This window comes from Mobiluncus sp., from assembly GCF_985070215.1.
Window position 1 is genome coordinate 1 of the sequence record NZ_CFKZQR010000020.1, and the last position, 23,214, is coordinate 23,214.

Consider the following 23,214-nt stretch of genomic DNA (forward strand, 5'->3'; position numbering starts at 1 on the left):
GAGCTGCGAGTGGCTACGGCACATACCGTGGCGGTCGGGGAACGTCCGGGTCACGAGGGTCTAGCTCCGCGGGTGGGAGCCAATTCGCCAACTCGCGGATTGGGCTCACCACGGCGCGTGACCTGGCTGGTGGCACAGACTCGCCAGCCGCACCGGCTAGAACCGCGAAAGCGAAACCGGCGGGCAAAATTCCCGAACTTCATGTTGGTCAGCGAGTCCACCACGATATTTACGGGGAAGGTAAAGTTACCGGCTTGGAAGGTCAAGGCAAAGGCGCCATCGCCACCGTAAAGTTCCGCACGGGGACTGCCAAACGGTTGCTGCTGAACTTTGCCCCGCTCACTGTGGTTGATTAAACACTGTAGACCGGCAGATTAGACCGGTCTACAGTGAACTTCAGCTACTTCTTCTTTTTCTTCTTCTTTTTCTTGGGTTTGTCGCCAGTGTCGCCCTCGTGAATGCCAGCGGTTGGTGATTGCGTCTCAGTCGGCAAGGTGTCCAACGTTACAAACGGAATCTCCCCGGATTTGGCGCGTGCCACCACTTCGGCGGCATGATCAGGCACCGAACGAACCGTCTCCAATGAAGTGCGCACGTACCCGCTCGAGGGCGGCCGCTCGGGCAAGGTGATGGGGGCAGTATCGCTGGGCAAATCCGTATAGGGGATGGTGGACAGGAAGTGGGCTATCATATTGAGCCGCGCGGCTTTTTTAGAGTCCGAAGGCACCTGGTACCACGGGCATTCCGTCGTGTCGGTATGCACCAGCATCTCGTCTTTCGCTCGCGAATAGTCCTCCCACCGGGTGATGGATTCCAAGTCCATGGGGGACAGTTTCCATTGCCGCAAGGGATCGTGCAACCGCCGGGAAAACCGCTCGTACTGTACTTTGTCGGACACTGAGAACCAGTATTTGCGCAGCATGATGCCGTCCTCGACCAACATTCGTTCAAAAGCCGGGCACTGCTGCATAAACTTTTGTACCTGAATCGGGGTGGCGAACCCCATGACTTTCTCAACTCCGGCACGGTTGTACCAAGACCGGTCAAAAATTACGATTTCCCCAGCGGCGGGCAGGTGAGAAATGTAGCGCTGGAAATACCATTCGGTTTTTTCGCGTTCCGTAGGGGTGGGCAGCGCGACGACCCGAGCGACACGCGGGGAGAGGTACTCGGTCAGTCGTTTGATGGTGCCGCCTTTCCCAGCGGCATCTCGTCCCTCAAAAATTACTACGATGCGGGCTCCGGTTTGCTTTACCCATCGCTGCAGTTTTGCCAGCTCGGTCTGTAGCCGGTACATCTCAGTCTCATAGATTTTGGTGGGAACTTTGAGGGGTGGTTCCGGCTTAGATTTCGATATCTGATCCGGGCTAGCGTGGTCTGACATAGCGGCGCTCCTTTGCTCCTAATGTCCTCAAAAGGCATATTTTCAGCATAGACGCATTTTTGTAGCTGCAACCCAATTCTCGGGGTGGAAAATTTGTTTTTTTTCGATAGACTAGAAATATCTCGATGTCGAGACATAATTTCTAGAACGAAAGGAACAGCGTGGATCTCTACGAGTACCAGGCGCGTGACCTGTTTGATAAGCATGATGTCCCGGTTTTGCCGGGCAAAGTCGCAAACACTGTGGAGGAGGCTCAGGCTGCTTTCACCGCCCTGGGCGCTCCGCTGGCAGTGGTAAAAGCCCAGGTTAAGACTGGTGGTCGCGGTAAGGCTGGCGGCGTTAAGCTGGCTCGCAGCGCGGAGGAAGCCGCAGCGAACGCCCAGGCGATTTTGGGTATGGACATTAAAGGTCACACTGTTTACCGAGTGATGGTGGCGGCAGGTGCTGACATCGACCGGGAGTTCTACTTCTCGATCCTGCTCGACCGCGCTAACCGCCAGAACCTGGCGATGTGCTCGGTCGAAGGCGGTATGGAAATCGAGCAGCTCGCCAAAGAAAAGCCTGAAGCGCTGGCGAAAGTGCCGATTCCTGCTTCTGGCATGGATCAGGTCGTGGCTCGCCAGATTGCCGACGAAGCTGGATTCGACCCGGAAACTGCTGAGAAAGTTGTGCCGGTTTTCCTGAAACTGTGGGATGTCTACACCGGCGAGGATGCCACCCTGGTGGAAGTAAACCCGCTGGTGGTAACCCAGCAAGGTGAGATCATCGCCCTAGACGGCAAGGTCACTTTGGACGACAACGCCCGCTACCGTCACCCCGAACACGCTGAACTGGTCGACCACAAGGCGGCTGACGAGCGCGAACTCAAGGCGCAGGAGGCTGGGCTGAACTACGTGCGTTTGGAAGGTCAGGTCGGCATTATCGGTAACGGTGCTGGTCTGGTTATGTCCACCCTGGATGTGGTGGCGTACGCCGGGGAAAAGTACGGGACGAAACCCGCAAACTTCCTGGACATCGGCGGTGGCGCCTCGGCTGAGGTAATGGCAAAAGGTCTGGATGTGATTTTGACCGACCCGCAGGTCAAATCCTGTTTCGTCAATGTCTTCGGGGGTATCACCGCCTGTGACGAGGTCGCGAACGGCATTATCGGCGCGCTGCGCATTTTGGGCGACCAGGCGACGAAACCCCTGGTGGTGCGCCTGGACGGGAACAAGGTCGAGGAGGGGCGCGCAATTCTGAAAGCCGCCAACCACCCCTTGGTCACCATGATGGAAACGATGGACGAAGCCGCCGATAAGGCCGCGCAGCTGGCCGCGAAGTAAAGGAGAAGCACCACAATGTCAATCTTTCTTGATGAAAACTCCAAAGTAATTGTCCAGGGCATGACTGGATCGGAAGGTCGCAAGCATACGACTCGGATGCTCGCCTACGGCACCAAGGTGGTCGCCGGCACGAACCCGAAAAAGGCCGGAACCACCGTTGAATTCGACGTCGTTCCCTACGGTCCGCTGGCTGATTCGGTCCAGGGCGGTACCGTCAGTGTCCCGGTGTACGGCACGGTTGCTGACGCCAAGGCTGCAACGGGCGCGAACACTTCGGTTATCTTTGTGCCCCCGGCGGGCGCGAAAGGCGCCATCATCGAAGCCGTGGACGCCGGGATGGAACTGGTGGTGGTCATCACCGAGCACATTCCCGTTCAAGACGCCAATGCCGCCTTCGCCTACGCGAAGTCCCACGGGGTGCGCATGATTGGCCCGAACTGCCCCGGTATCATCAGCCCCGGCAAGTCCAATGTGGGCATCACTCCCGGTGACATCACCCCGCGCGGCAAGCTCGGTTTGGTGTCCAAATCCGGCACGCTGACCTACCAGATGATGTACGAGCTGCGCGATTTGGGCTTCACCACCTGCATCGGTATTGGTGGGGATCCGATTATTGGCACGACCCACATCGATGCCCTCGAGGCTTTTGAACAGGATCCCGAGACTGAACTGATTGTCATGATCGGCGAAATCGGCGGTGACGCCGAGGAGCGCGCGGCTGCATATATCAAAGAACATGTCACCAAGCCCGTGGTGGGTTACGTGGCGGGCTTCACCGCCCCCGAAGGCAAGACCATGGGTCACGCGGGTGCTATCGTCTCCGGTTCTTCCGGGACTGCGGCCGCCAAGAAAGAAGCCCTCGAGGCTGTCGGGGTGCGCGTCGGCAAGACTCCGAGCGAAACCGCGCGCATCGCTCGCGAAATCATGCAGAGCAAATAGTTTTTCCTAGTTCTCTACACGGGTGCGGTCGGAACTGAGGTTTCGGCCGCGCCCTTTTTTGGCTGATTGCCCGGGTGTTCCGGCAGGGATTGTTTCTTAAATCGGGGTTGGTGGTTATATAGGCCAGCAACGTCGATTTAATCGCGAATTTCTATCGCTTAAGCCGAAACCCTGCCGTGCCTTCGTGGGCGGCCTCTTCGGTGTGGCAAGTCCGCGAGGTTCTGTGGGTTTCCTATACTTAGGTGGGACGAGGCGCGGCTCACGGCGCCGGGGAGGAGAGTTATGGACGCACGGTCTAACCGTCCTGGTCAGCGTCCCCCGACTCGTCCGGGGAGGCGTCAGCGTCGCGTCAACACCGCTCCTGACGGCCAATCTCTGCCGACCGAGCCCAGCGAGGAACGCACAGGTTCGCCCGCGTCCCTGACCGGTGCCGGTTCTGCGGGACTGAACGCGACAAAACGTTTTCGCCGCCTTGATTTCCGCTCTGTTTTCCGTTCTGTATTTCGCAAACCTACCCGCGCGGAATTGTTCCCTGCGGGAACTTGGCGCTCCCTGTGGCTGGGATTCCAGACTTGGGCAATCAGTTGGGCGGTGCTGGTGCTTCTGGCGATTGCGGTGTGGATGCCCACAGCGACCACACCTTCCGAAGAAGGTACGAAGTGGAGCGATGCCCTGGCGGTGGGCAATGCTATTTTTGCCGCCGCATTCCGTGCCGAGTTTTCCAGCGAAACGATGCGTTTTTCCCTCACCCCGTGGGGACTCACCCTGCTGATTGGGATGATGCTGGCAGCGAGTTTGCGGGCGGCAAAACCCCCGAACGCCGCGGCTTTGGCGTGGGGTCTGTTGGCCTTCCTGGTTCCGTGCTGGGTGTGTCTGGGGTTTGCCGCAGTTTCCCTGGTGGTGTGGCGCGCCTTCATTTTTTCGTTATTTTTCGCAGTGATAGTGTTCTTTGCCGTGGCCAGACATCTGACCTGGTGGAATGTGACCGCGTTCTTTCCTGAGGGTGAACCGTGGCCGTGGCTGAGTTTGGCGAGCCGCTGCCTGCGGGTACTCGCTGCAGGCGGCGCGGCTCTTTCCGCGGTTTTTCTGGTTGCGGCCATGTTTACCGGCTGGGAGCAAATGCGCACCATCTGGACCGGACTGAAACCGGACGCGCTCGGTTCCGTGGCGATGGTACTGGTCATCCTTGCTTACCTGCCGACTTTGCTGGTGTGGAGTGCCGCGTGGATCACCGGTCCGGGCATCAGCCTGGGTCAAGGGACAGTGTTTTCTCCCGGCCAGGTCATTGGGGGAGATTTGCCTCCGGTGCCGGTGTTGGCGTGGTTGCCGGACGTGCCGGTAGGGTGGTGGCCTCTGATTTTCCCGGTGGCACTAGCGATTGGCTTGGGTCTTTACCTTGGCGGACGTCATCAGCTCGGACTGGCTGACACCGCGTTGTCTCTGGCCCTGTTCCTGGCGGGATTGCTGCTGGGCGGGCTGCTCATCGTGTGGTTTGTCAGCGGTTCACTAGGGCCGGGCCGTCTGGTGAACGTGGGTCCTCTCGGCTCGACCCTCTACGCGGGGGTGCTAGCTTGGGGGGTGCCTTTCGTGGTGACCGCCCTGCTGAATCATCCGTGGACCCGCGAAGCAACCCGGCGCTTCGCGGTGCGGGTCTCGGGCAAGAATCCGGAGGCCCTTCCCACTGCTAGAATCGACTTATGACGAAGCGAGTCTTAACGCTGCCCGGTGACCGCCCCTCCCGCCTGGTGGTGCTAATTTCCGGGGAAGGTTCTAATCTTCAGGCGCTCTACAAAGCGACCGCGAACCCCGCTTACGGCGCGGAAATAGTGGGGGTTGTTTCCGACCGGGAAACAGCCGGGGGTTTGCAATGGGCACAATCACAGGGGATTCCCACTGCCACAGTTTGTTTGGGGGACTTTCCCGATCGGGAAGCCTGGGATAGCGCGCTCACGGCAGCGGTGCAGTCCTGGGAACCGGATTTAATAGTCAGCGCCGGATTCCTAAAAATATTGGGTCCGAAATTCTTAGCTCAGTGGCCCTCCCGCGTGGTCAACACCCACAATTCGCTGCTGCCCTCTTTCGTGGGCATTCACGGACCGCGCGATGCACTGCGAGCCGGAGTGAAACTGGCGGGGGCGACGTTGTTCATTGTCGATCCGGGCATGGACACCGGCCCAATCCTGGCCCAGGTGGCGGTTCCGGTTCACGACGATGACAACCTCGAATCGTTGACTGAGAGAATCAAAGTCGCCGAACGTGCCCAGTTAGTCGACAGCGTCGGCCGGATGGTGCAGCACGGCTGGTGGATAGACGAAGTTCGTGCCGGTTTTGAAAGTGACTAGGATTGAACCGTGAGGCTTCTTTTGCGGCATCGCGGTTGCGGCTCCGAGAGAGGTCCGAATAACTGTTGATTTTTAAATACAAACGATGAACCCGATGAAGGAAGGCAAGGCAAGGTGGCGGAAACGACAAATCGGAATAGGGAAACTCAGATTCCCATCAAGCGGGCTTTGATTAGCGTGTGGGACAAAACCGGACTGGAAGAACTGGCGCAGGCTCTGGTCGAAGCCGGTGTGCAAATCATTTCCACCGGCTCCACCGCAAAAAAGATTGCGGCAGCGGGTTTCCCCGTCACCCCGGTAGAAGACGTGACGGGCTTTCCCGAATGCTTGGAAGGGCGGGTCAAAACCCTTCACCCGCACATTCACGCCGGTATCCTCGCAGATCGGCGCAAACCTGACCACGTCAAGCAACTGCAGGACCTGCAGGTCGAGCCGATAGACCTGGTGGTGTGCAACCTTTACCCCTTCGAGGACACGGTAGCCAGCGGTGCCGACTTTGACGCCTGTGTGGAACAGATTGACATCGGCGGACCTTCTATGGTGCGCGCCGCAGCAAAGAACCACCCCTCGGTGGCGGTCGTGGTGTCACCCTACGCCTACGACACCGTCATCGAAGCAGTCCGGGCAGGGGGCTTTGACCTGCGGGAACGCCGAATCTTGGCGTCTCAGGCTTTCGCGCATACCGCTGAATATGACGCTGCCATTGCTACCTGGTTTGACGACCAGATTACTCGTTTCGCCATGGAAAGTATCGGTGCGGTGGCGTCGCAAGATGAATCGGATGAGGATTCCGTGATGTCGGAATGGGTGGAGCTCTCCGGGGATCGGATTGCCTCCCTGCGTTACGGGGAAAACCCGCATCAGTCTGCGGCTCTTTACGTTGACCTTGAACAGATTGCGGACATGATGGAAGAGAATCCCGACGGGGATTGCAACTGTCCCGCCTGCGCTCATCACCCCGAGTTGGACGATATCGAGGCTTGCGACCGAGCTGGTTCGGACCCCCAGTCCAAGCCCGCTCCCGGCATCGCCAACGCGATTCAACTACATGGCAAAGCAATGTCGTTCAACAACTACACGGACGGGGACGCGGCGATACGCGCAGCTTATGACCACGCGGAGCCTTGCGTGGCGATTATCAAACACGCCAACCCCTGCGGCATTGCGGTAGCCGCTGATGTCGCTACCGCGCATCGCAAAGCCCACGCCTGTGACCCGGTCAGTGCCTTCGGCGGTGTTATCGCGGTGAACCGTCCGGTGACAGTGGAGTTGGCGAAACAGATTGCCCCGATATTCACCGAGGTAGTGCTGGCTCCGTCCTATGAGCCGGGGGCGGTGAAAGCCTTGGCGGCAAAGAAGAACCTGCGCGTGCTGCGTGTCACCCCGCCAGCCCGAGGGGCTCTGGAAGTGCGCCAGGTCAGCGGGGGATACCTGGCTCAGCAGCGTGATGACGTGGCGGAGCCGGGGGACCGTTCCAGCGGGTGGACCAAGGTGTGCGGTCCTGACGTTGACGAAGCGACCCTGCACGACCTGGAGTTTGCTTGGCAGACAATCCGCGCCACGAAGTCTAACGCCATTCTCTTGGCGCATGACGGGGCGACGGTCGGCATCGGCATGGGCCAGGTCAACCGGGTGGATTCCTGCAAACTGGCGGTGGAACGTGCCAACACCCTGGGCGGACGTGAAACCGGAGACGCCGCCGCGAGTCAAAGCGATGTGGCCGGGGGCGCTCGTGCCGAGGATTTGGCGGTGGCGGCTCCACCCGAGCGAGCTCGCGGAGCGGTCGCGGCTTCTGACGCATTCTTCCCGTTTGCCGATGGGCCGCAAATCCTCATTAACGCGGGCGTGAAAGCCATCGTGCAGCCCGGCGGTTCTATCCGCGACCAGGAAACCATTGATGTGTGTGAAAAGGCCGGGGTCGCGATGTTTACCACCGGGGTGCGTCACTTCTTCCACTAGAAGCACCGGCGGGAGCGGTGATTTGGCGATTGCCGGTCTCGCCGTCCCGTCCGATTACTGTAACCGACCCCGCAAACCGTCGAGGGATTCTTTTGAACACCACAAACCCGCCACAAACCCCCGAACCCGCCGTGCCGGACTGGCAGGCATTGGATTCAGTGACGCCTGACCAGCCCGTCTTGGTGCCTGACTCGGGTCCGCATCCGTTTGATGCCCCCAGCCGTGTCCAAGTGCTGCTGTTGGGGGCCGCGGTAGTGGTCCTGTTGGTGTTGTCCGTGGTCGGATGGTGGCAAGCGGCGGTTTGGGGTCTGGTTGTGGCGCTGCTGGCGCTGGCGGTGTTTCGCCTGACTAACCGTCATGCTTGGACCAGGGCGCGGGGAACTATATTTGATGTCACGGTACTGGTTGCGGCAGCAGCGGGGATTACCCTGGTGATGCTGGTATTGCCAGAATGAACTGCGATAACTCGATAACGGGAAAATTTAGAAAGTTGGTAAGCTAACCCTATGGCTGATGAGAGACGAAACAATCGAGATGAGATTACCACGCGGGCACAAAATCCAATGGACAAGCCCGGATGGGTGGAAGTGGACGGCGAGCGGTTTTGGCATTGCCCGCGGTTGTTTACTGCCGAGACGCACCAAACTTTACCTTGGACTTTAGAGGATCGGGTGCGCCGTCTGCCCAACGCGAAACTGTTAGACCGCAAGACCGAGCTCGGCGGGTGGCGGTCAATGACGGCTGTGGAGTTCAACGAGGATGTTCACTCGGTGGCGCGTGGCTTGATTGGGATGGGCTTGCAGCCCGGGGATCGCTTCTGCATCATGGGTCACACCTCGTATGACTGGATGCTGCTGGAATACGCGGGATTCTGCGCCGGACTGGTGCTGGTTCCCATTTATGAGACGGATTCCGCGGAACAAATCGCGTGGATTCTAGAGGATTCCGACCCCTCTCTGGTGGTGTGCGAAACGAACGCGATGCGTGAGCTGGTCAGCTCGAAACAGGATTGCGGCCGTAGTTTGAAAAACGTGTTGTGCCTGGAAGATTCCGCGGTAGTCAGAATCAAAAAGGCCGGTATGGACGTTCCCGATTTCCAGGTTGATGAGCGTTCTCATGCGGTGACCATCGACGATTTGGCCACGATTGTGTATACGTCCGGGACCGCCGGAAAGCCCAAAGGCGTGGAAATCACGCACGGGAACTGGATGGAACTGCTGGCCAACGGCATGAAGTGGATGCCAGAAATCGCGGGGTATCCGTCCTCTCGGCTGCTGGTGTTCCTGCCTCTGGCTCACGTTTTGGCTCAATACCTGCAGTTGATTCAAGTGTGGGGGGCGGGCACCCTGGGTCATGCTCCCAATATCCGCAACCTCATTACAGACCTGCAGGAATTCGCACCGTCCTACGTGATGGTGGTGCCGCGGGTGTTGGAAAAGATTTACAACACGGCTCAGGTCCAAGCCCGAGCGCACCGGATTTCGCGGATCTTGTTCTCTCGGTCGGTAAAGGTCGCCGAAGCGTATTCACGGGCTTTGGATACCGCGGAAGGTCCCAGCCGGCGGCTGCGGACGAAACGTTTGGTGTATTCCCAGTTGGTTTATCGCCGGATTTTGTCGCTGTTTGGGCCGAATCTGAAGTTTGTGATTTGCGGCGGGGCGCCGTTGAGCGAAGAACTCGGGCACTTTTTCCGCGGCATCGGAATGCCGGTGTTGGAGGGCTACGGTTTGACCGAAACCTGCGCGCCGCTGTGTTTCAACAACATTAAGAATTACCGTATCGGCACGGTCGGGCCCGCCGTGGCATCTACTGACCTAAAGATTTCCTCCACCGGCGAGCTGCTGGCAAAGAGTCCGGCCATCTTCCATCGCTACCACAACAATCCGGAACAGACCGAGGCCGCTTTTGAAAACGGCTGGTTTAAGACCGGCGATTTGGCCACCATTGATCAGGACGGTTTCGTCAGGATTACGGGACGCGCCAAGGACATCATCGTCACTGCCGGGGGCAAGAACGTGGCTCCTTCCGTGCTGGAAGATCCGCTGCGTCAGTATGCCCTGATTAACGAAGTGTTGGTGGTAGGCGAGGGGATGCCTTTCGTGTCCGCCCTGATTACCCTGGATACGGATATGTTGCCGACCTGGCTAAAGAACCACGGTATGCCTACGATGGACGCGCTGACCGCCTCCAAGGATCCCCAGGTCCTCCAGGCGATTTCGCGAGCGGTGGAACGGGTAAACGCCCGCGTGTCCCGCGCCGAATCTATTCGTAAGTTCAAGGTTTTGCCGACCGCCTTTACCGTCGAGAACGGTCTGCTGACCCCGTCGATGAAAGTCAAGCGCAAGGAGGCTGCCGCGGCGTTTGCTGCCGAAATTGAGGAACTTTACGCTGACAAGCTGGTGAAGTAAGGCCGCTGAGTCTTCGCGGGAAGCCAATCGCAACTCCGGGGGAAACTTTCCTGGAAATTTATCTCGATATCGAGTAAAATTTCGGTGGTGGCGGTAAGCCCGGAAAATTGACCTCTACAAGGAGTAAAAATGGCGAAGATCAAAGTGGAAAATCCGGTTGTCGAACTCGATGGCGATGAGATGACCCGCATTATTTGGCAACAGATTCGCGAAAAACTCATTTTGCCTTACCTGGATGTGGACCTGAAGTACTACGACTTGGGTATCGAAAATCGCGACAAGACTGAGGACCAGGTCACTGTCGATTCCGCCAATGCCATTAAGAAGTACGGTGTGGGCGTGAAGTGCGCGACCATCACCCCTGATGAGGCCCGCGTGGAGGAATTCGGACTGAAGAAAATGTGGAAGTCCCCCAACGGCACTATCCGCAACATTCTGGGCGGGGTCATTTTCCGCGAACCCATCATCATGCAAAACGTCCCCCGATTGGTGAAGGGCTGGGACAAGCCGATTGTGGTGGCGCGTCACGCGTTCGGCGACCAGTACAAGGCGACCGACTTTAAGGTTCCCGGTGCCGGCAAGGTCATGTTGAGCTGGGTGCCTGATGATGGCAGCAAGCCCATAGAGCACGAGGTGATTCATATGCCCGAGGCGGGCGGCGTCACCATGGGCATGTACAACTTCAACGATTCCATTCGGGATTTCGCCCACGCCTGCTTTAACTACGCTCTGGTACGGAAGTATCCGGTGTATCTCTCCACGAAGAACACGATTCTCAAAGCGTATGACGGCCAGTTCAAAGACATTTTCGCTGAAATCTATGAAACCGAATTCAAGGCCAAGTTTGAGGCCGCCGGTTTGCTCTATGAACATCGGTTGATTGACGACATGGTCGCGAGCTCCCTGAAGTGGCACGGCGGCTACCTCTGGGCTTGCAAGAACTATGACGGTGATGTCCAGTCCGACACAGTGGCGCAGGGGTTCGGGTCGCTGGGGTTGATGACTTCCGTGCTGATGACCCCGGACGGGCGCACGGTTGAGGCCGAGGCGGCTCACGGCACGGTGACGCGCCACTACCGGGCTTGGCAGCGCGGGGAAAAGACCTCCACTAACCCGATTGCCTCTATCTATGCCTGGACGCGTGGGCTGGCGCATCGCGGCAAGCTCGATAACACTCCGGCGGTCATTGAGTTCGCCGAGACCCTCGAGGACGTCATTGTGAAGACTGTCGAGGGCGGTCAGATGACCAAGGACCTGGCGCTGTTGGTCGGCGGGGACACTCCCTGGTTGACCAGCGACGACTTCATGAATGCGTTGGATGAGAATCTGCAGGCTCGCTTGAGTTAGCAGGCTCCTGGGGAATTCCGCGGGCTTCCGCGGAATTCCCCATTTTTAGGGTGATTTTGCTACGGTCTGGTTTTGCTCTGGTAGCCTGAAGTCCTTTGTGGTGGGCGCTCCTCCCCAATTCGAGATTTGCCTGGTTCCCCGGTCTGAGGACGGATTTGCAGGTTACTACCCCGGTATGAGGTTTAGAGGGCGCGAGCGGGGCCGCAGTTGCTTATGCTTACTGAGCAAATGAAATCACTATGCTTACGCTAAACACCACGACAGGAGGGAATCTATTGTCGTTCGTAGGAAGATCCTGGCGTTACGTCGCCCGGAAACGAATCAAAACCATCATCATTTTCGCTATTTTCCTGGCGATGTCTACGGTGCTGATGTCCGCTAACGCGGTGTCCCGCGCTACTGACGCCACTGCGGCGGAAATCGATGCGAAAACCGGGCAGGGCTTCGTGTTGGGGAACAACCCCCAGTTCAACACCGGCACCCCGCGGGGCGCGGGGAACGTGAAGCCCGCGGATATTAAAAAGATTGCCGGGATGGATGGGGTAGAGAACTATGTCGCCCGCCAGAACGTCACCGCGGACCTGGTGGATGCGAAGGCCCAAAAGCTCGACCGTCAAGACTATGACGAAACTAAGGAAGCCCAGTTCGGCAACGCCGTGAACGTGTGGGGAGTCAACGACACCAAGATGGACAATAACTTCCGCTCCGGGGCGTTGAAGCTGGTGGCGGGCCGCCACCTGAACGCTCAGGACAAAAACAAATCCATCATCAACGAGGACTTGGCGAAAGCCAATAACCTGACTATCGGCAGCAAACTGAAACTCAAGGGCAACCCTTATGACGCCGATAACCAAAACCACTCGACTAATGAAGTCACCACCGAAATCGTCGGACTTGTGTCCGGATCGAACGCGGACCGGGCGGTATCACGTAACGAGCTGTTCTCTAACACCGTGTTCACCGACCTGGACACCACCCGGACTCTGTACAACGTCACGCCCGCGACCGAAATCTATCAAGACGCGAACTTCTTTGTGAAGAAGGGTGCCAACTTTGACGACGTGGTGAAAGCCGCCTCCACCAAAGACATCGACTGGCGCAGCTACCAGCTGACCCGTTCTACCCAATACCTCTCGGGCATCACCGGCGCGATTGACGGGGTCCGCAGCGTCATGAACACCACCACGATTGCGACCTTTGTGCTGGCCGGGGCCATTTTGGCGCTGGTGCTGTGCCTGTGGCTAAACGAACGCAAGAAAGAGACGGGAACCCTGCTGTCGATGGGGGTGACGAAAGCGAGCATTATGGCACAGTACGGCCTGGAGCTTATCTTTATTGCCATCCCTGCTTTCGCTCTGTCCTACTTTGGGGCGGGAATGCTGGCGCAGGGCATGGGTACCTCCGTGCTGTCCTCGGTCAATCACCAAGCCGCCCAAGAAATGGCGAAGGCTGGCCAGTTCGGGGCGGATATGGAATCTTCGGCGTCTATGAAGACCTTAGAGAAACTCACTGTTGACCTGAGCCTGGCCTCCGCTACCCAGGTTGCGGTTATGGTGCTGGTCCTGATTGCGATTGTCGTGGTCATTGCGTCCCTACCGATGCTGCGCAAGAGCCCGCGTGCCCTGTTGGTGGATAACAAATGAACGGGGTGTGGTCACGATCTTGGCGTTCGGTCGTCCGTCGGCCGCGGCGCAGCCTGCTGATGGTGGCGATTATCACCTTGGTGTTTACCGCCCTGGTGGCCCAGTCCGGGGTGAAATCCACCATGTTGAGTGTGCGTGATGCCATCAGTTCCAACGTTTTGGCGGGGTTCACCGCTACCAGCCAAACCGGTCAGCTCCCCGACCAGGCCCGGAAACAACTGGCTGATTTGCCGGGGGTGAAACGTCACGCTTATGAGGGCGAGGCGGCGGCGAAACCGGAGAATGCGAGCCTGGTCAGCGCCGCCGGGGGGATTCAGCTGGATCCCGAGTTCGGCGGGGATCTGATAGGAATCAAAGGCACCAGTGATTCATCGTTGAGCCCGGAGTTCTTGGGGAAAATCTATACCCTGGAACAGGGTTCTCACATCGGTAAACCTGGTGTCGAGGCAATGATTCACCGCGACTTCGCCCAGAAAAATTCTCTGCACCTGGGAGACACCCTGGAACTGCGCCACGAAAACACGCTGGTGCGGCTAAAGATTGGGGGGATTTATTCCGGGAAAGCCGAAAACCGCACCGGGATGCCTTCGGGAAACTCTGAAAACCAGGTGTTCACGAACCTGGATGCCCTGCAAAAGCTCGGTGGTCAGGTCAGTACGGCACGTTACTTTACCGAACGGGCTGACCAGTTGCCCCAGGTCCTGAAAGCGGCCCAGGCCACGGCCCCAAAGCTGAGCCTGGAAAACAATTCGGCGCAGTTCGCCGATGTACTCCAAGCCATTTCCGGAGTCGATCAGATGCTGGGAATGCTGCTGTGGGGATTCTGCCTGGCGGGAGCCCTGGTTTTGGCCCTGGTGGCGACGTTCTGGGTGCGTTCGCGACTGCCCGAGATTGGCATCCTGCTATCCCTGGGCAAGACGAAACTGGAAGTCGGGTTGCAGTTCCTCCTGGAGGCGGTCCTGTTCGGAGCCATCGGCGCCGTGTTGGCAGTCATCCTGGGACGATTGCTGTCAAACAGTTTGGGTCAGCTGGTGCTGTCCAAAGCCGGAAATGAGACGTTAGCGGCGTTAGCGCCCGCCAACGGAATCGCGGGGAATGCGATGTCCCTGGGCCTTGGTTTCCTGGTCATCATCATCGCGCTGGGGCTGGCGTTGTTCCCCATCATGCGTCAAACCCCGAAAACTATTCTTTCCAAGCTGAGTTAAGGAGAAAAAATGAGCATTTTACAGTTGGATCAAATCGATTACACCTACAAAGGGGCAGGAGCAAAAGTCCTGGACAACGTCAACTATGAGTTTGAGAAGGGCAAGTTCTATGCCATTCTGGGAGCCTCCGGGGCCGGCAAATCCACCATGTTGAGTTTGTTAGCCGGGCTGGATGCCCCGACCGCGGGCACGGTCCGTTTCGACGGAGAGGACATCGCGAAAAAGGGCTATTCTTACCATCGCAAGCACCAGATTTCCCTGGTGTTTCAAAACTACAACCTCATCGACTACCTGACCCCGCTAGAGAACCTGCGTCTGGTCAACTCGAAAGCCAGCACGGATATGTTGGAAAAGCTGGGCTTGGACGCGAAAGAAGCGAAACGCAACGTCCTGCTGCTTTCCGGCGGTCAGCAACAGCGGGTCGCTATCGGGCGTGCCCTAGTGTCACAAGCGCCGGTCATTTTGGCTGACGAACCGACCGGCAACTTGGACGAGACGACCGCCGCGGGAGTGACGGAAATCCTCCAGAAGGCCGCTCACGAGGAAGGCAAGTGCGTCATCGTGGTAACCCACTCGAAAGAGCTGGCCCGCAACGCCGACGTGACCCTGCGGTTGCAGCGGCGCAAACTTGTAGAGCTGTAAAAGTTCTTGCCTCCGGTGAGTGACTCGCCGGAGGCAAAACTATATTTAGAAGCTGATAACGCCAAACGTTTTCAGCACGCTGGTGATAAAGATGGCCACCAGCAGGATAGGAGCGATGTATTTAATCATCACGCTCCACAGCCCCGAGTGCTTGAAGTCCCCGGAGACACGCACCTCGTCGATGAGGACTTCAGGTTTGCGTATCCACCCAAAGAACAGGCACATCAGCAATCCGCCCAGAGGCATCATCACCGAGCTGGTCAAGAAGTCCAGGAAGTCCAGTATGGTTGAACCGGCCCCGAGAGGCTGGATAAAGGACAGTGAACTGTAGCCCAGGGTCACGATGATTCCCGTAGCGCTCAGCACTATAACGGTGACTAACAACGCCTTGCGCCGTTTCCATTCCAAGGTGTCTTGCAGAATGGATACACAGGCCTCAACCAGGGAAATCATGCTGGTCAGAGCCGCAAACATGACCAGCAGGAAAAACACGAAACCGATGACGGTGGCGATGCCACCAAACTTTTCAAACACCTTCGGGATAACCAAGAACATCAGGGACGGCCCCGAATTCTTGGCCACCTCGTCAGCGGAACCCAGGGTCGCGAACGTAGCGGGGATAATCATCAGCCCCGCTAACAGGCTGATCCCCAGCGTTGTGGTGGTCGTTTGGAAAGCCGAGGACGTAATGGAGACGTCCTTTTTCATGTAAGACCCGTAAGTGACCATCGTCGCCGCGGCCAGTGACAGACCAAAGAACGTTTGGCCCAGGGCGGCGATGAGCAGCTCTAGTGAAAACTTAGAAAAATCGGGGACCACGAAGTATTTCAGGCCCTCCAGAGCGCCGGGCTGGGTCAAAGTAAAGATGCCAATCAACAGCGAAACCAGAATCAACGCCGGCATCATAATCAGGTTGGCACGTTCCACCCCGCCGTTGACTCCCAGCGCCACTATGATGAACGAAATCGCTCCGAACAGCAGCATGAACGCCACGGACTGTGGACCGTCAGAGATAAACGCCCCGAAGCTCTCGCCCCCGTCAGCCAGCTCTTTTGTCATGCCAGCCGCGTAAGCGAACATATAGTGGGTCACCCAACCGCCAACCACCCCGTAAAACGAGGCGATGACGAAAGGAACCGCGGCGATAAACACGCCGATGAACCGGTACTTTTTCCCGAAAGAAGCAAAGGCAGCAATGATGGACTCGCCCGTTTTTCGCCCAAGTGAAATCTCCAAAATTAGCAGCGAAACACCCAGGGTCAGCATAAAGATAAAGAACACGAAGATAAACGTGCCTCCGCCGTAGTGCGCCGCCAGGTAAGGGAAACGCCAGATAGTGCCCAGTCCGACCGCTGAACCGGCTGCCGCGAGGACGAAACCTAGTTTTCCTGACCACGAGGCTCTCTGCTCGGGGACCACACTGACATCTACCAAAATAATCTTCCTTTTTGTTCTCTCGATTTTGCGGTGGGGACAGCCGGAGGCATTTCGGTTATTGAAACTCACCGCAGGTTCTCTCCGCAGAAAATCTTACATTCCAAAACCGGAAAGACCGTATTTCGGGTTTTGTCCGGGATGCGCTCGAGGTACGGTCAGGGGTGAGTCAGTCTGGTAATCAGGGCGGTGTGTCACGTATTGATACGCTAACTTGCAGGGGATATGCCCGATTTGTAGGATAATCGAAAAATTGTTATCTGAAAGTAAGGTCAATCAATGCAGCGCGTAGCAATCAACGGTTATGGCAATTTGGGACGCGGCGTCGAAAAAGCTCTGGGGCTCACCTCGGATTTAGAGCTGGCGGTAGTGTTTACCCGCCGTAATCCCCAGTCGGTGAAAACTCTTGGCGCGCCGGTGGCCAGCGTGGAGGATATGCCCGATTACACCGATGACATCGATGTTTGCATTAACTGCGGCGGCTCTGCCACGGACTTGATGGAACAGGGAGTCGCGACCAGCCAGTGGTTTCACACCGTGGATTCCTTTGACACCCACGCGCGCATTCCTGAATATTTTTCCCGCATTGATGCGGCGGCCCAGGCCGCGGGACACTGCGCCATCATCAGCTGCGGCTGGGATCCGGGGCTGTTCTCCATGTTGCGCGTGCTGAGTGACGCCGTTTTGCCCTCAGGGTGCACCACTACCTTTTGGGGACGTGGGGTGTCACAAGGGCACTCCGATGCGATTCGTCGCCTGGATGGGGTAGTGGATGCCCGCCAATACACCGTTCCTGTCCCCGATACCGTGGCGGCGGTGCAGGCGGGGCATGCCGGGGAACATAGCGCTCGCCAGATGCATACCCGTGAGTGTTTCGTGGTGGCCGAGCCCGGGGCAGATACCGCCCGGATTGAAGCGGAAATCAAAGCCATGCCCAACTATTTTGCCGACTATGACACCACCGTGACTTTTATTACTGCCGCGGAGATGGCGCAAAACCACAGCGGGATGCCCCACGCCGGCCGGGTCATTCGCACCGGCTGCACTTCGCCGGAGGTCCGGCAATCCTTGACGTTTAGCCTGGAACTTGATTCCAACCCCGAGTTCACCGGCTCCGTGTTGGTCGCAGCGGCGCGGGCGTGCGCCCGGAAAGCCGCCCGAGGCGAAACTGGGGCGTTCACCATGCTGGACGTGACCCTCAGCGAGCTGTCTCCCCGTGATTCGGGGGAGTTGCGCCGCGAAATGCTGTAGGGGCAAGTACCCGGTGTCGGCCCGCCCTGGTGCCCTGCCAGGGCTAAATCCGTGGTGTTTTTGTGACCGTTGTGAAACAAGTGAATCCAAAGGGGAAAACACCGCGAAAAAATCAAGAATTGTTTGCTAACTCGCTGACAAATGCGCTAAATTTGCGTAGTCTCTAATGGAGGATTTCACCAAAGTGAAATCGACGATCTATCCGAAAGGAATCACATGTCTGTGAATCGTACTGAACTTGTTGCTGAGATTGCTAAGAAGGCTGGCCTGTCCAAGACCGAAGCTGACGGTGCGCTGTCTGCCTTCCAGGAAATCCTGATTGACTCCCTTAAGAAGGGTGAAACCGTCAAGGTGACCGGTTTGATGAACGTGGAGCGCGTTTCTCGTGCTGCCCGCACCGGCCGCAACCCCCGCACCGGCGAAGAAATCAAGATCCCCGCTGGTTACGGCGTTAAGATTTCTGCTGGCTCCACCCTTAAGAAGGCTGTGTCCAACAAGTAATCGACTAATCTCGTACAAAAGCGGCCGCCCCAGTGGCGGCCGGCTTTGTTTTTATGCGGGTTTTCTGTTGGGTGGTGGTTTGAAATCTGCGATTAAATCGGGGTTGGTGGTTATATAGACCAGCAACCCCGATTTAAACGCAAATTAGCAACAACCGGGGTTGTGTCCCGCGAGTTGCCAGGGCGGTTACAATGGTGGCATGAGCGAAACAACTGCGGGCCAACCCCTGACTCAAGGCGGCACGGCGGTGCTGGAACGCACCGAAACCGAGCTGAAACGCAACCCTGGCGACAACGAACGTTACGCCCACTACGTGCGCAAAGACCGGATCACCGCCTCGGCGGTGACCGGCCAAGCCGTCATCGCCCTGTGCGGTAAAGTCTGGGTCCCGATGCGTGACCCGAAGAATTTCCCAATCTGTCCGGCGTGCAAAGAAATCATGAAATCCATGAATGGGGACCACAACGGTCAACCTGGCTGGCCTTTCTTTGGCGGCTCTGACAGTTAAAGTTCCACGTATTCCGTGGGGATAGCCACTTCGCCCTCGCTCAGGCGCCATGCCTGATAAGGCAACTCATTACGGGCCTCGATATGGCGCTGTTGGGTGCGCTGCAGGGCATCGGGGCCGATCCAAGATTTGTCGATAGCCCCGCCGACCACGAAGTCCTTTTGCAGCGGGCGGGCATCGCGGCTCGCCAAGTATTTCGCGGCGGCCTCCCGGTTCGGAGCCGTCACCAGCAGCTCGGTAGTGGCGGTGTGATCCTCGATGACACGTCCCGCCCACTTCAGCCCACCCCGAGTCGATTTCTCAGCTGACTGTTTTGCCACAGATTCCAGATTTCCGTTTGCGTCCTCGCGGGCGACCAGCTTGTAAACCAGGGCGGCAGTCGGGATTCCCGAACCGGTCACCAGTTTGGTGCCCACCCCGTAGGAATCGACCGGAGCCGCTCCCAAACCTGCGATAGCGTATTCGTCCAGGTCGTTGGTTACTGTAATCTTGGTGGAAGTCGCTCCCAAATCATCGAGCTGTTGGCGGACTTTAAACGCCCCCGCCACCAGGTCGCCCGAATCCAAACGGACCGCGCCCAGCTCCCCACCGGCGGCTCTAGCAATCCGCACCGCTTTCTCGACTGCTGCGGTCACGTTGTACGTGTCTACCAGCAGCGTTGTGTCCGGACCCATCGACTCAATCTGAGCGGTGAAAGCGGCTTCTTCATCCTCGAACAGCAGGGTAAAGGCGTGGGCAGCGGTGCCGATAGCGCGAATCCCGTACCGTTTTCCGGCCTCCAAGTCAGAGGTGCCTTGAAAACCGCCAATTTGGGCGGCGCGGGCGGCGGAAACTGCTGCCCGCTCATGCACCCGGCGCGCGCCCATATCCAGGCAGGGCCGACCGTGAGCAGCGATAGTCATCCGGGACGCCGCAGATGCTACCGCGCAGTCGAAGTTGAGAATCGACAGCAGGTAGGTTTCCAACAGGCAGGCTTCGGCAAAAGTCCCGCGCACCGTCAAAATTGGCGAGTTCACCATGAATACTTCGCCTTCGGGATAGCCGAAAATGTCGCCGGAGAACTCGTAATTTTCCAGGAACTTAATCGTCGTCGGCCCGACTATTTTGTTATCAGACAGGTACTTTAGTTGGGAGTCATCGAAACGAAACCGCTTGAGCCCCTCCAAAATCCGCGCCACTCCAGCCATCACCAGAAAACGCCGGGAGGAGGGAAAACGCCGGGTAAAAATTTCGAACACGCATTGGCGCTGCCCCATCCCGTGTTCCAAAGCGGAGTCAACCATGGTCAGCTCATACATATCGGTCAGCAGAGAAGTCGTTTCGCGCGTATTCATAGGTATAACTATAGTCGTGCACGCCGGGTTTTCCGTTTTCGCCCAGAAGCTCCCTGGCGCTCAGCGCCTTTGCTGTGCCGCGAGGGTAGGTCCAGCCAGAATCTGTTAATCCCGGCCACCGGCGGCGAGAGCCGGTAGCATAAAGCTATGAGCAAGGAAGATGCTGCTTCTCGAAAAAACGTAGTTCCCCGAGTGTCAAACTCGCATAAGCTCGGTAGCGGCCGGGTGACCAGGGTCGTTGTCGCCCTCCTGGTGGTGCTGCTCCTGGCCGGTTTGGTAGGTCTGCTGGTGCTCTAGGATAGCCCCGGCGTTTTTGCTTCGGGGCGCGGTAATCCTGCGCGCCTGGGAGAAAACCTTTAACCTTAAAACGTGAGTATTGTCGAACCCGGTACCGAATACGCTCCGTCCTCGGTCGCCCAGCTGGACCGGGTGCTTCCCGGTCAGTGGAACACGGTGGTGTGGAATGATGCCGTGAACCTGATGAGCTATGTGACGTGGGTGTTCAAAACCTATTTCGGGTACTCGCACGAGCGCGCTGAGCGGCTGATGAAGGAAGTTCACTTTAACGGTCGGGCGGTAGTCAGTGCCGGAACCCGTGAACAAATGGAGGCCGATGTGTTGGCTATGAGCGAATACGGTCTTTGGGCGACGCTCGAACAGGAAGCCGATTGAGGGGAGCCGGACACGATGCGTGCATTTGCAGCGCTGAACGCGCCTTCAGAAGGGTGGTTCAGCAGGGTTGAACCGCATGAGGCGGCTTTGCTAGCGGGGATTTTCGAGGAACTGGCTGACGCGATGGAGGCCGAAGAAAAGCGCGACGTCCTGGACATGATGGGGGTGGACCTGGATCCCAGCTCCCCGAAAGAACACACTCTCATGTTTGAGAAGCTCCTGGGCGTGGACACGGTATCTTCTATCTCGTCCCGTCCTGAAATGCACGGCGCGAGCGAGGACCCGGAGACGGAACCTGAACAGCCCCGCGAACGCACTTCTGAACCCGCCGCTCCCCAGCGAGGAAACACTGGCTTTGAACCGAACTCACGGGGCATGACCGACGACCAAACCTTGGCGGCGCTGGACTTTGACCCCCTGGGTCCGCGTCCGTGCCCGGCAAACCCCTACATTGCGGCAATCTTGCGCCCGATGAGCCAAGATCCGGAGGAAGCGGCGGAACTACGCGCCTTGACCACTCCGGACTTGGCAGCGAAAAAGGCTGCCTCCATGCGAGTGGTCGCTGATAGTCTGCGGTGGGCCGCCAACGGCGACGGTGCGGTGGTGGTGAAACCGGAGACGTTGAAAGTGTGGGTTACCGCCATCAACGATGCGCGACTGGCTCTGGGCTGGTCCTTGGATATCGATAACGACACTAGGGCCGAAGAAGTCGAGCTGATGGCTGAATCTGACCCGGAGGCAGGGGTTTACACGGCTTACGAAATCACCATAGCCAGCATCTATAATGCTTTGTCATGGTGGCTGGAAACGTTGATGCATGCCGTTGACGGTTGAAACACAAAGGAATTGATAGTGAATAACGCACCCATTGGGATTTTTGATTCCGGGTTGGGCGGGCTGACCGTGGCTCGTTCCATCATCGACCAGTTACCCGGAGAATCTGTGATTTATATCGGGGATACCGCCAACAGTCCCTACGGCACTAAACCCGTGGAACGAGTCAAAGAATTATCCCTGAACGTCATGGACAAACTCGTGGAACGTGGGGTAAAAATGCTGGTCATCGCCTGTAACACGGCATCGGCTACGGCGGTATTTGCGGCACGTTCAAAGTATGACGCCCTGGGGATTCCCGTCCTGGAGGTCATTTCGCCCGCCGTGCATCGCGCGGTTTCCGCCACGCGAAACGGACGCATCGGGGTCATCGCTACCCACACCACTATTGAAACGGAAACCTATCAACGTGCCTTGCACGCTTACCAGCAAGCGCAGGTCAGTGCGAAAGCCTGCCCGGCATTCGTGGATTTTGTGGAACGCGGTATCACCTCGGGGCCAGAGTTGTTAGCGGTGGCGCGAGAATACCTCGAACCGATACGCGACGCGGGGGTGGACACTCTGGTGCTGGGCTGCACCCACTATCCGCTCCTCTCCGGCGTCATCAGCTACGTTATGGGACCGGAGGTGACCCTGGTGTCCTCGGCGGAAGAAACCGCCCATGACGTCTATCGTCAGCTGTTGGACAAAGACTGGTTGAACACTGAGGACTGCGCGGGTACACCGAACCCCCGCTACCAGTTCTTGGCAACGGGGGACACACAAACTTTCACGCGGCTGGCTCGCAGGTTCTTGGGACCAGAGGTCACCGCGGTCGAGCGCGTGTGAGAATCAGATTACTGACCCTTAGGCGTAAACGTCGAGACCGCCTTGGGGGTTCATGACCTTTAGCGCAGCGGCTGCCGTAGCAGCTTTTGTCGCGGTGGCTGTCTGAGCGGCAACCGCGGTCACCATCAGGGCTTTCATCGTTTCTGCGTCCATAATCGGCGCAGCACCAGAAATCGGGTTCATGGCTCCATCCTTTCCTTAGTACGTTGGATAGCCGTCACAGCATGACATCGAGGTTCGAATTCGATGACTTGTAGGTGTGGGGCAAATCCGCGTGGGTCGGTTGCGAGGCGCCAACGACGGGCTTGAACTCAGCAACATTGCCGTTCAACGCACCGTGAGTACCAGTAGCCGCAGCCTCGGTTTTCGAGGTGTTCGAGATGGGTTCTGGCTTTTCTGCTTTCGCGCTCGGCTCCGGGGCAGGGCGCGTGAAAGCCTGATTTGTCAATGCGGGGTTCAGAGCCCCGACTACATCAGTTGAAAGCATTTTTTCCTCCTGAAACTCTGGCGAAGTTAAACAACTCCGCGAGGGCAATCCTTTGCCCTCACTAATTATTGTGCCATTTCGGCCCGCGAAAGGCTAGACTTCGGGGGAAAATCAAAGAAAAATTCCCCATCCTTTCAGGCGATTTTCAGACTTTGTCAGGACAATCGGGGCGAT

General features: G+C 57.8%; 23 protein-coding genes and 1 pseudogene. 19 read left to right on the top strand and 5 right to left on the bottom strand.

Annotation, left to right across the window (positions count from 1 at the left end):
* Positions 1–356 (top strand): annotated as a pseudogene (locus AC5LBQ_RS05300) (ATP-dependent DNA helicase PcrA); the annotation flags it as partial.
* A 44-nt stretch (positions 357–400) separates the two neighbouring features.
* Here the strand turns inward: AC5LBQ_RS05300 and ppk2 are convergent.
* Positions 401–1,384 carry a polyphosphate kinase 2 gene (gene ppk2, locus AC5LBQ_RS05305; protein ID WP_493264837.1) on the bottom strand — a complete coding sequence of 328 codons (984 nt, stop codon included), beginning with the start codon at positions 1,382–1,384 and terminating at the stop codon, positions 401–403.
* 161 nt (positions 1,385–1,545) lie between these two features.
* Here ppk2 and sucC point away from each other — a divergent pair, with 161 nt between their 5' ends.
* From sucC to AC5LBQ_RS05360, 11 genes are all read left to right on the top strand, one after another.
* Complete coding sequence (gene sucC, locus AC5LBQ_RS05310) at positions 1,546–2,706, top strand: ADP-forming succinate--CoA ligase subunit beta (RefSeq protein ID WP_493264838.1); 1,161 nt, start codon at positions 1,546–1,548, stop codon at positions 2,704–2,706.
* 15 nt (positions 2,707–2,721) lie between these two features.
* A complete protein-coding gene (gene sucD, locus AC5LBQ_RS05315) occupies positions 2,722–3,645 on the top strand; it encodes a succinate--CoA ligase subunit alpha (protein ID WP_493264839.1) in 924 nt (307 codons plus the stop codon).
* Between the two features lie 282 nt (positions 3,646–3,927).
* A complete protein-coding gene (locus AC5LBQ_RS05320; RefSeq protein ID WP_307741420.1) occupies positions 3,928–5,346 on the top strand; it encodes a cell division protein PerM in 1,419 nt (472 codons plus the stop codon).
* A complete protein-coding gene (gene purN / locus AC5LBQ_RS05325) occupies positions 5,343–5,987 on the top strand; it encodes a phosphoribosylglycinamide formyltransferase (RefSeq protein WP_307741419.1) in 645 nt (214 codons plus the stop codon). Before AC5LBQ_RS05320 ends, purN begins: the two co-directional genes overlap by 4 nt.
* 114 nt (positions 5,988–6,101) lie before the next feature.
* A complete protein-coding gene (locus AC5LBQ_RS05330) occupies positions 6,102–7,946 on the top strand; it encodes a bifunctional phosphoribosylaminoimidazolecarboxamide formyltransferase/inosine monophosphate cyclohydrolase (protein ID WP_493264840.1) in 1,845 nt (614 codons plus the stop codon).
* A 92-nt stretch (positions 7,947–8,038) separates the two neighbouring features.
* Positions 8,039–8,401 (top strand): intracellular motility protein A, encoded by a 363-nt coding sequence (locus AC5LBQ_RS05335; RefSeq protein ID WP_493264841.1) that lies wholly within the window; start codon positions 8,039–8,041, stop codon positions 8,399–8,401.
* A gap of 51 nt (positions 8,402–8,452) precedes the next feature.
* Positions 8,453–10,354 (top strand): AMP-dependent synthetase/ligase, encoded by a 1,902-nt coding sequence (locus AC5LBQ_RS05340; RefSeq protein WP_493264842.1) that lies wholly within the window; start codon positions 8,453–8,455, stop codon positions 10,352–10,354.
* 129 nt (positions 10,355–10,483) lie between these two features.
* Positions 10,484–11,701, top strand: a complete 1,218-nt coding sequence (locus AC5LBQ_RS05345) for an NADP-dependent isocitrate dehydrogenase (RefSeq protein WP_493264843.1) — start codon at positions 10,484–10,486, stop codon at positions 11,699–11,701.
* 275 nt (positions 11,702–11,976) lie between these two features.
* The gene (locus AC5LBQ_RS05350; RefSeq protein ID WP_493264844.1) at positions 11,977–13,344 is read left to right on the top strand and encodes an ABC transporter permease; all 1,368 of its coding nucleotides are present in this window, start codon (positions 11,977–11,979) and stop codon (positions 13,342–13,344) included.
* On the top strand, positions 13,341–14,549 hold the full coding sequence (locus AC5LBQ_RS05355) for an ABC transporter permease (protein WP_493264845.1): 1,209 nt from the start codon (positions 13,341–13,343) through the stop codon (positions 14,547–14,549). The genes AC5LBQ_RS05350 and AC5LBQ_RS05355 overlap by 4 nt, the downstream gene beginning before the upstream one ends.
* Positions 14,550–14,558: 9 nt before the next feature.
* On the top strand, positions 14,559–15,191 hold the full coding sequence (locus AC5LBQ_RS05360; RefSeq protein ID WP_295027464.1) for an ABC transporter ATP-binding protein: 633 nt from the start codon (positions 14,559–14,561) through the stop codon (positions 15,189–15,191).
* A gap of 45 nt (positions 15,192–15,236) precedes the next feature.
* On the opposite strand, the gene AC5LBQ_RS05365 is transcribed toward AC5LBQ_RS05360, so the two are convergent.
* Entirely contained in the window at positions 15,237–16,625 is a 1,389-nt protein-coding gene (locus AC5LBQ_RS05365) for a sodium-dependent transporter (protein WP_493264846.1), read from the bottom strand.
* Between the two features lie 279 nt (positions 16,626–16,904).
* Between AC5LBQ_RS05365 and AC5LBQ_RS05370 the strand changes: the two genes are divergently transcribed.
* From AC5LBQ_RS05370 to AC5LBQ_RS05380, 3 genes are all read left to right on the top strand, one after another.
* Positions 16,905–17,876, top strand: coding sequence for a diaminopimelate dehydrogenase (locus AC5LBQ_RS05370; protein ID WP_493264847.1), 972 nt, complete (start codon positions 16,905–16,907; stop codon positions 17,874–17,876).
* 216 nt (positions 17,877–18,092) lie between these two features.
* On the top strand, positions 18,093–18,377 hold the full coding sequence (locus AC5LBQ_RS05375; RefSeq protein ID WP_004008105.1) for an HU family DNA-binding protein: 285 nt from the start codon (positions 18,093–18,095) through the stop codon (positions 18,375–18,377).
* A 199-nt stretch (positions 18,378–18,576) separates the two neighbouring features.
* Positions 18,577–18,885: a DUF3039 domain-containing protein gene (locus AC5LBQ_RS05380; RefSeq protein ID WP_282921877.1), complete on the top strand. Its 309-nt coding sequence runs from the start codon at positions 18,577–18,579 to the stop codon at positions 18,883–18,885.
* On the opposite strand, the gene AC5LBQ_RS05385 is transcribed toward AC5LBQ_RS05380, so the two are convergent.
* Positions 18,882–20,219 (bottom strand): nicotinate phosphoribosyltransferase, encoded by a 1,338-nt coding sequence (locus AC5LBQ_RS05385; protein WP_493264848.1) that lies wholly within the window; start codon positions 20,217–20,219, stop codon positions 18,882–18,884. The genes AC5LBQ_RS05380 and AC5LBQ_RS05385 overlap by 4 nt on opposite strands.
* A 147-nt stretch (positions 20,220–20,366) precedes the next feature.
* Between AC5LBQ_RS05385 and AC5LBQ_RS05390 the strand changes: the two genes are divergently transcribed.
* The 4 genes from AC5LBQ_RS05390 (at position 20,367) to murI (ending at position 22,553) form a co-directional block, all read left to right on the top strand.
* Positions 20,367–20,516, top strand: coding sequence for a hypothetical protein (locus tag AC5LBQ_RS05390; protein ID WP_491681151.1), 150 nt, complete (start codon positions 20,367–20,369; stop codon positions 20,514–20,516).
* Between the two features lie 72 nt (positions 20,517–20,588).
* A complete protein-coding gene (gene clpS / locus AC5LBQ_RS05395) occupies positions 20,589–20,891 on the top strand; it encodes an ATP-dependent Clp protease adapter ClpS (RefSeq protein ID WP_282921874.1) in 303 nt (100 codons plus the stop codon).
* Between the two features lie 15 nt (positions 20,892–20,906).
* Positions 20,907–21,725, top strand: a complete 819-nt coding sequence (locus AC5LBQ_RS05400) for a DUF2017 family protein (RefSeq protein WP_493264849.1) — start codon at positions 20,907–20,909, stop codon at positions 21,723–21,725.
* An 18-nt stretch (positions 21,726–21,743) separates the two neighbouring features.
* Entirely contained in the window at positions 21,744–22,553 is an 810-nt protein-coding gene (gene murI / locus AC5LBQ_RS05405; RefSeq protein WP_282921872.1) for a glutamate racemase, read from the top strand.
* A gap of 18 nt (positions 22,554–22,571) precedes the next feature.
* On the opposite strand, the gene AC5LBQ_RS05410 is transcribed toward murI, so the two are convergent.
* Both AC5LBQ_RS05410 and AC5LBQ_RS05415 read right to left on the bottom strand, forming a co-directional pair.
* Positions 22,572–22,736 carry a hypothetical protein gene (locus AC5LBQ_RS05410; protein ID WP_004008098.1) on the bottom strand — a complete coding sequence of 55 codons (165 nt, stop codon included), beginning with the start codon at positions 22,734–22,736 and terminating at the stop codon, positions 22,572–22,574.
* Between the two features lie 34 nt (positions 22,737–22,770).
* A complete protein-coding gene (locus AC5LBQ_RS05415) occupies positions 22,771–23,040 on the bottom strand; it encodes a hypothetical protein (protein ID WP_493264850.1) in 270 nt (89 codons plus the stop codon).
* Positions 23,041–23,214: the final 174 nt, after the last annotated feature.

What these genes read in the sequence shown, in the direction of transcription:
- ppk2 (WP_493264837.1), bottom strand. Translation starts at nt 1,384, where the DNA reads ATGTCAGACCACGCTAGCCCGGATCAGATATCGAAATCTAAGCCGGAA.
- sucD (WP_493264839.1), top strand. Translation starts at nt 2,722, where the DNA reads ATGTCAATCTTTCTTGATGAAAACTCCAAAGTAATTGTCCAGGGCATG.
- AC5LBQ_RS05320 (WP_307741420.1), top strand. Translation starts at nt 3,928, where the DNA reads ATGGACGCACGGTCTAACCGTCCTGGTCAGCGTCCCCCGACTCGTCCG.
- purN (WP_307741419.1), top strand. Translation starts at nt 5,343, where the DNA reads ATGACGAAGCGAGTCTTAACGCTGCCCGGTGACCGCCCCTCCCGCCTG.
- AC5LBQ_RS05340 (WP_493264842.1), top strand. Translation starts at nt 8,453, where the DNA reads ATGGCTGATGAGAGACGAAACAATCGAGATGAGATTACCACGCGGGCA.
- AC5LBQ_RS05345 (WP_493264843.1), top strand. Translation starts at nt 10,484, where the DNA reads ATGGCGAAGATCAAAGTGGAAAATCCGGTTGTCGAACTCGATGGCGAT.
- AC5LBQ_RS05355 (WP_493264845.1), top strand. Translation starts at nt 13,341, where the DNA reads ATGAACGGGGTGTGGTCACGATCTTGGCGTTCGGTCGTCCGTCGGCCG.
- AC5LBQ_RS05360 (WP_295027464.1), top strand. Translation starts at nt 14,559, where the DNA reads ATGAGCATTTTACAGTTGGATCAAATCGATTACACCTACAAAGGGGCA.
- AC5LBQ_RS05370 (WP_493264847.1), top strand. Translation starts at nt 16,905, where the DNA reads ATGCAGCGCGTAGCAATCAACGGTTATGGCAATTTGGGACGCGGCGTC.
- AC5LBQ_RS05375 (WP_004008105.1), top strand. Translation starts at nt 18,093, where the DNA reads ATGTCTGTGAATCGTACTGAACTTGTTGCTGAGATTGCTAAGAAGGCT.
- AC5LBQ_RS05380 (WP_282921877.1), top strand. Translation starts at nt 18,577, where the DNA reads ATGAGCGAAACAACTGCGGGCCAACCCCTGACTCAAGGCGGCACGGCG.
- AC5LBQ_RS05385 (WP_493264848.1), bottom strand. Translation starts at nt 20,219, where the DNA reads ATGAATACGCGCGAAACGACTTCTCTGCTGACCGATATGTATGAGCTG.
- AC5LBQ_RS05390 (WP_491681151.1), top strand. Translation starts at nt 20,367, where the DNA reads ATGAGCAAGGAAGATGCTGCTTCTCGAAAAAACGTAGTTCCCCGAGTG.
- AC5LBQ_RS05400 (WP_493264849.1), top strand. Translation starts at nt 20,907, where the DNA reads ATGCGTGCATTTGCAGCGCTGAACGCGCCTTCAGAAGGGTGGTTCAGC.
- AC5LBQ_RS05410 (WP_004008098.1), bottom strand. Translation starts at nt 22,736, where the DNA reads ATGAACCCGATTTCTGGTGCTGCGCCGATTATGGACGCAGAAACGATG.
- AC5LBQ_RS05415 (WP_493264850.1), bottom strand. Translation starts at nt 23,040, where the DNA reads ATGCTTTCAACTGATGTAGTCGGGGCTCTGAACCCCGCATTGACAAAT.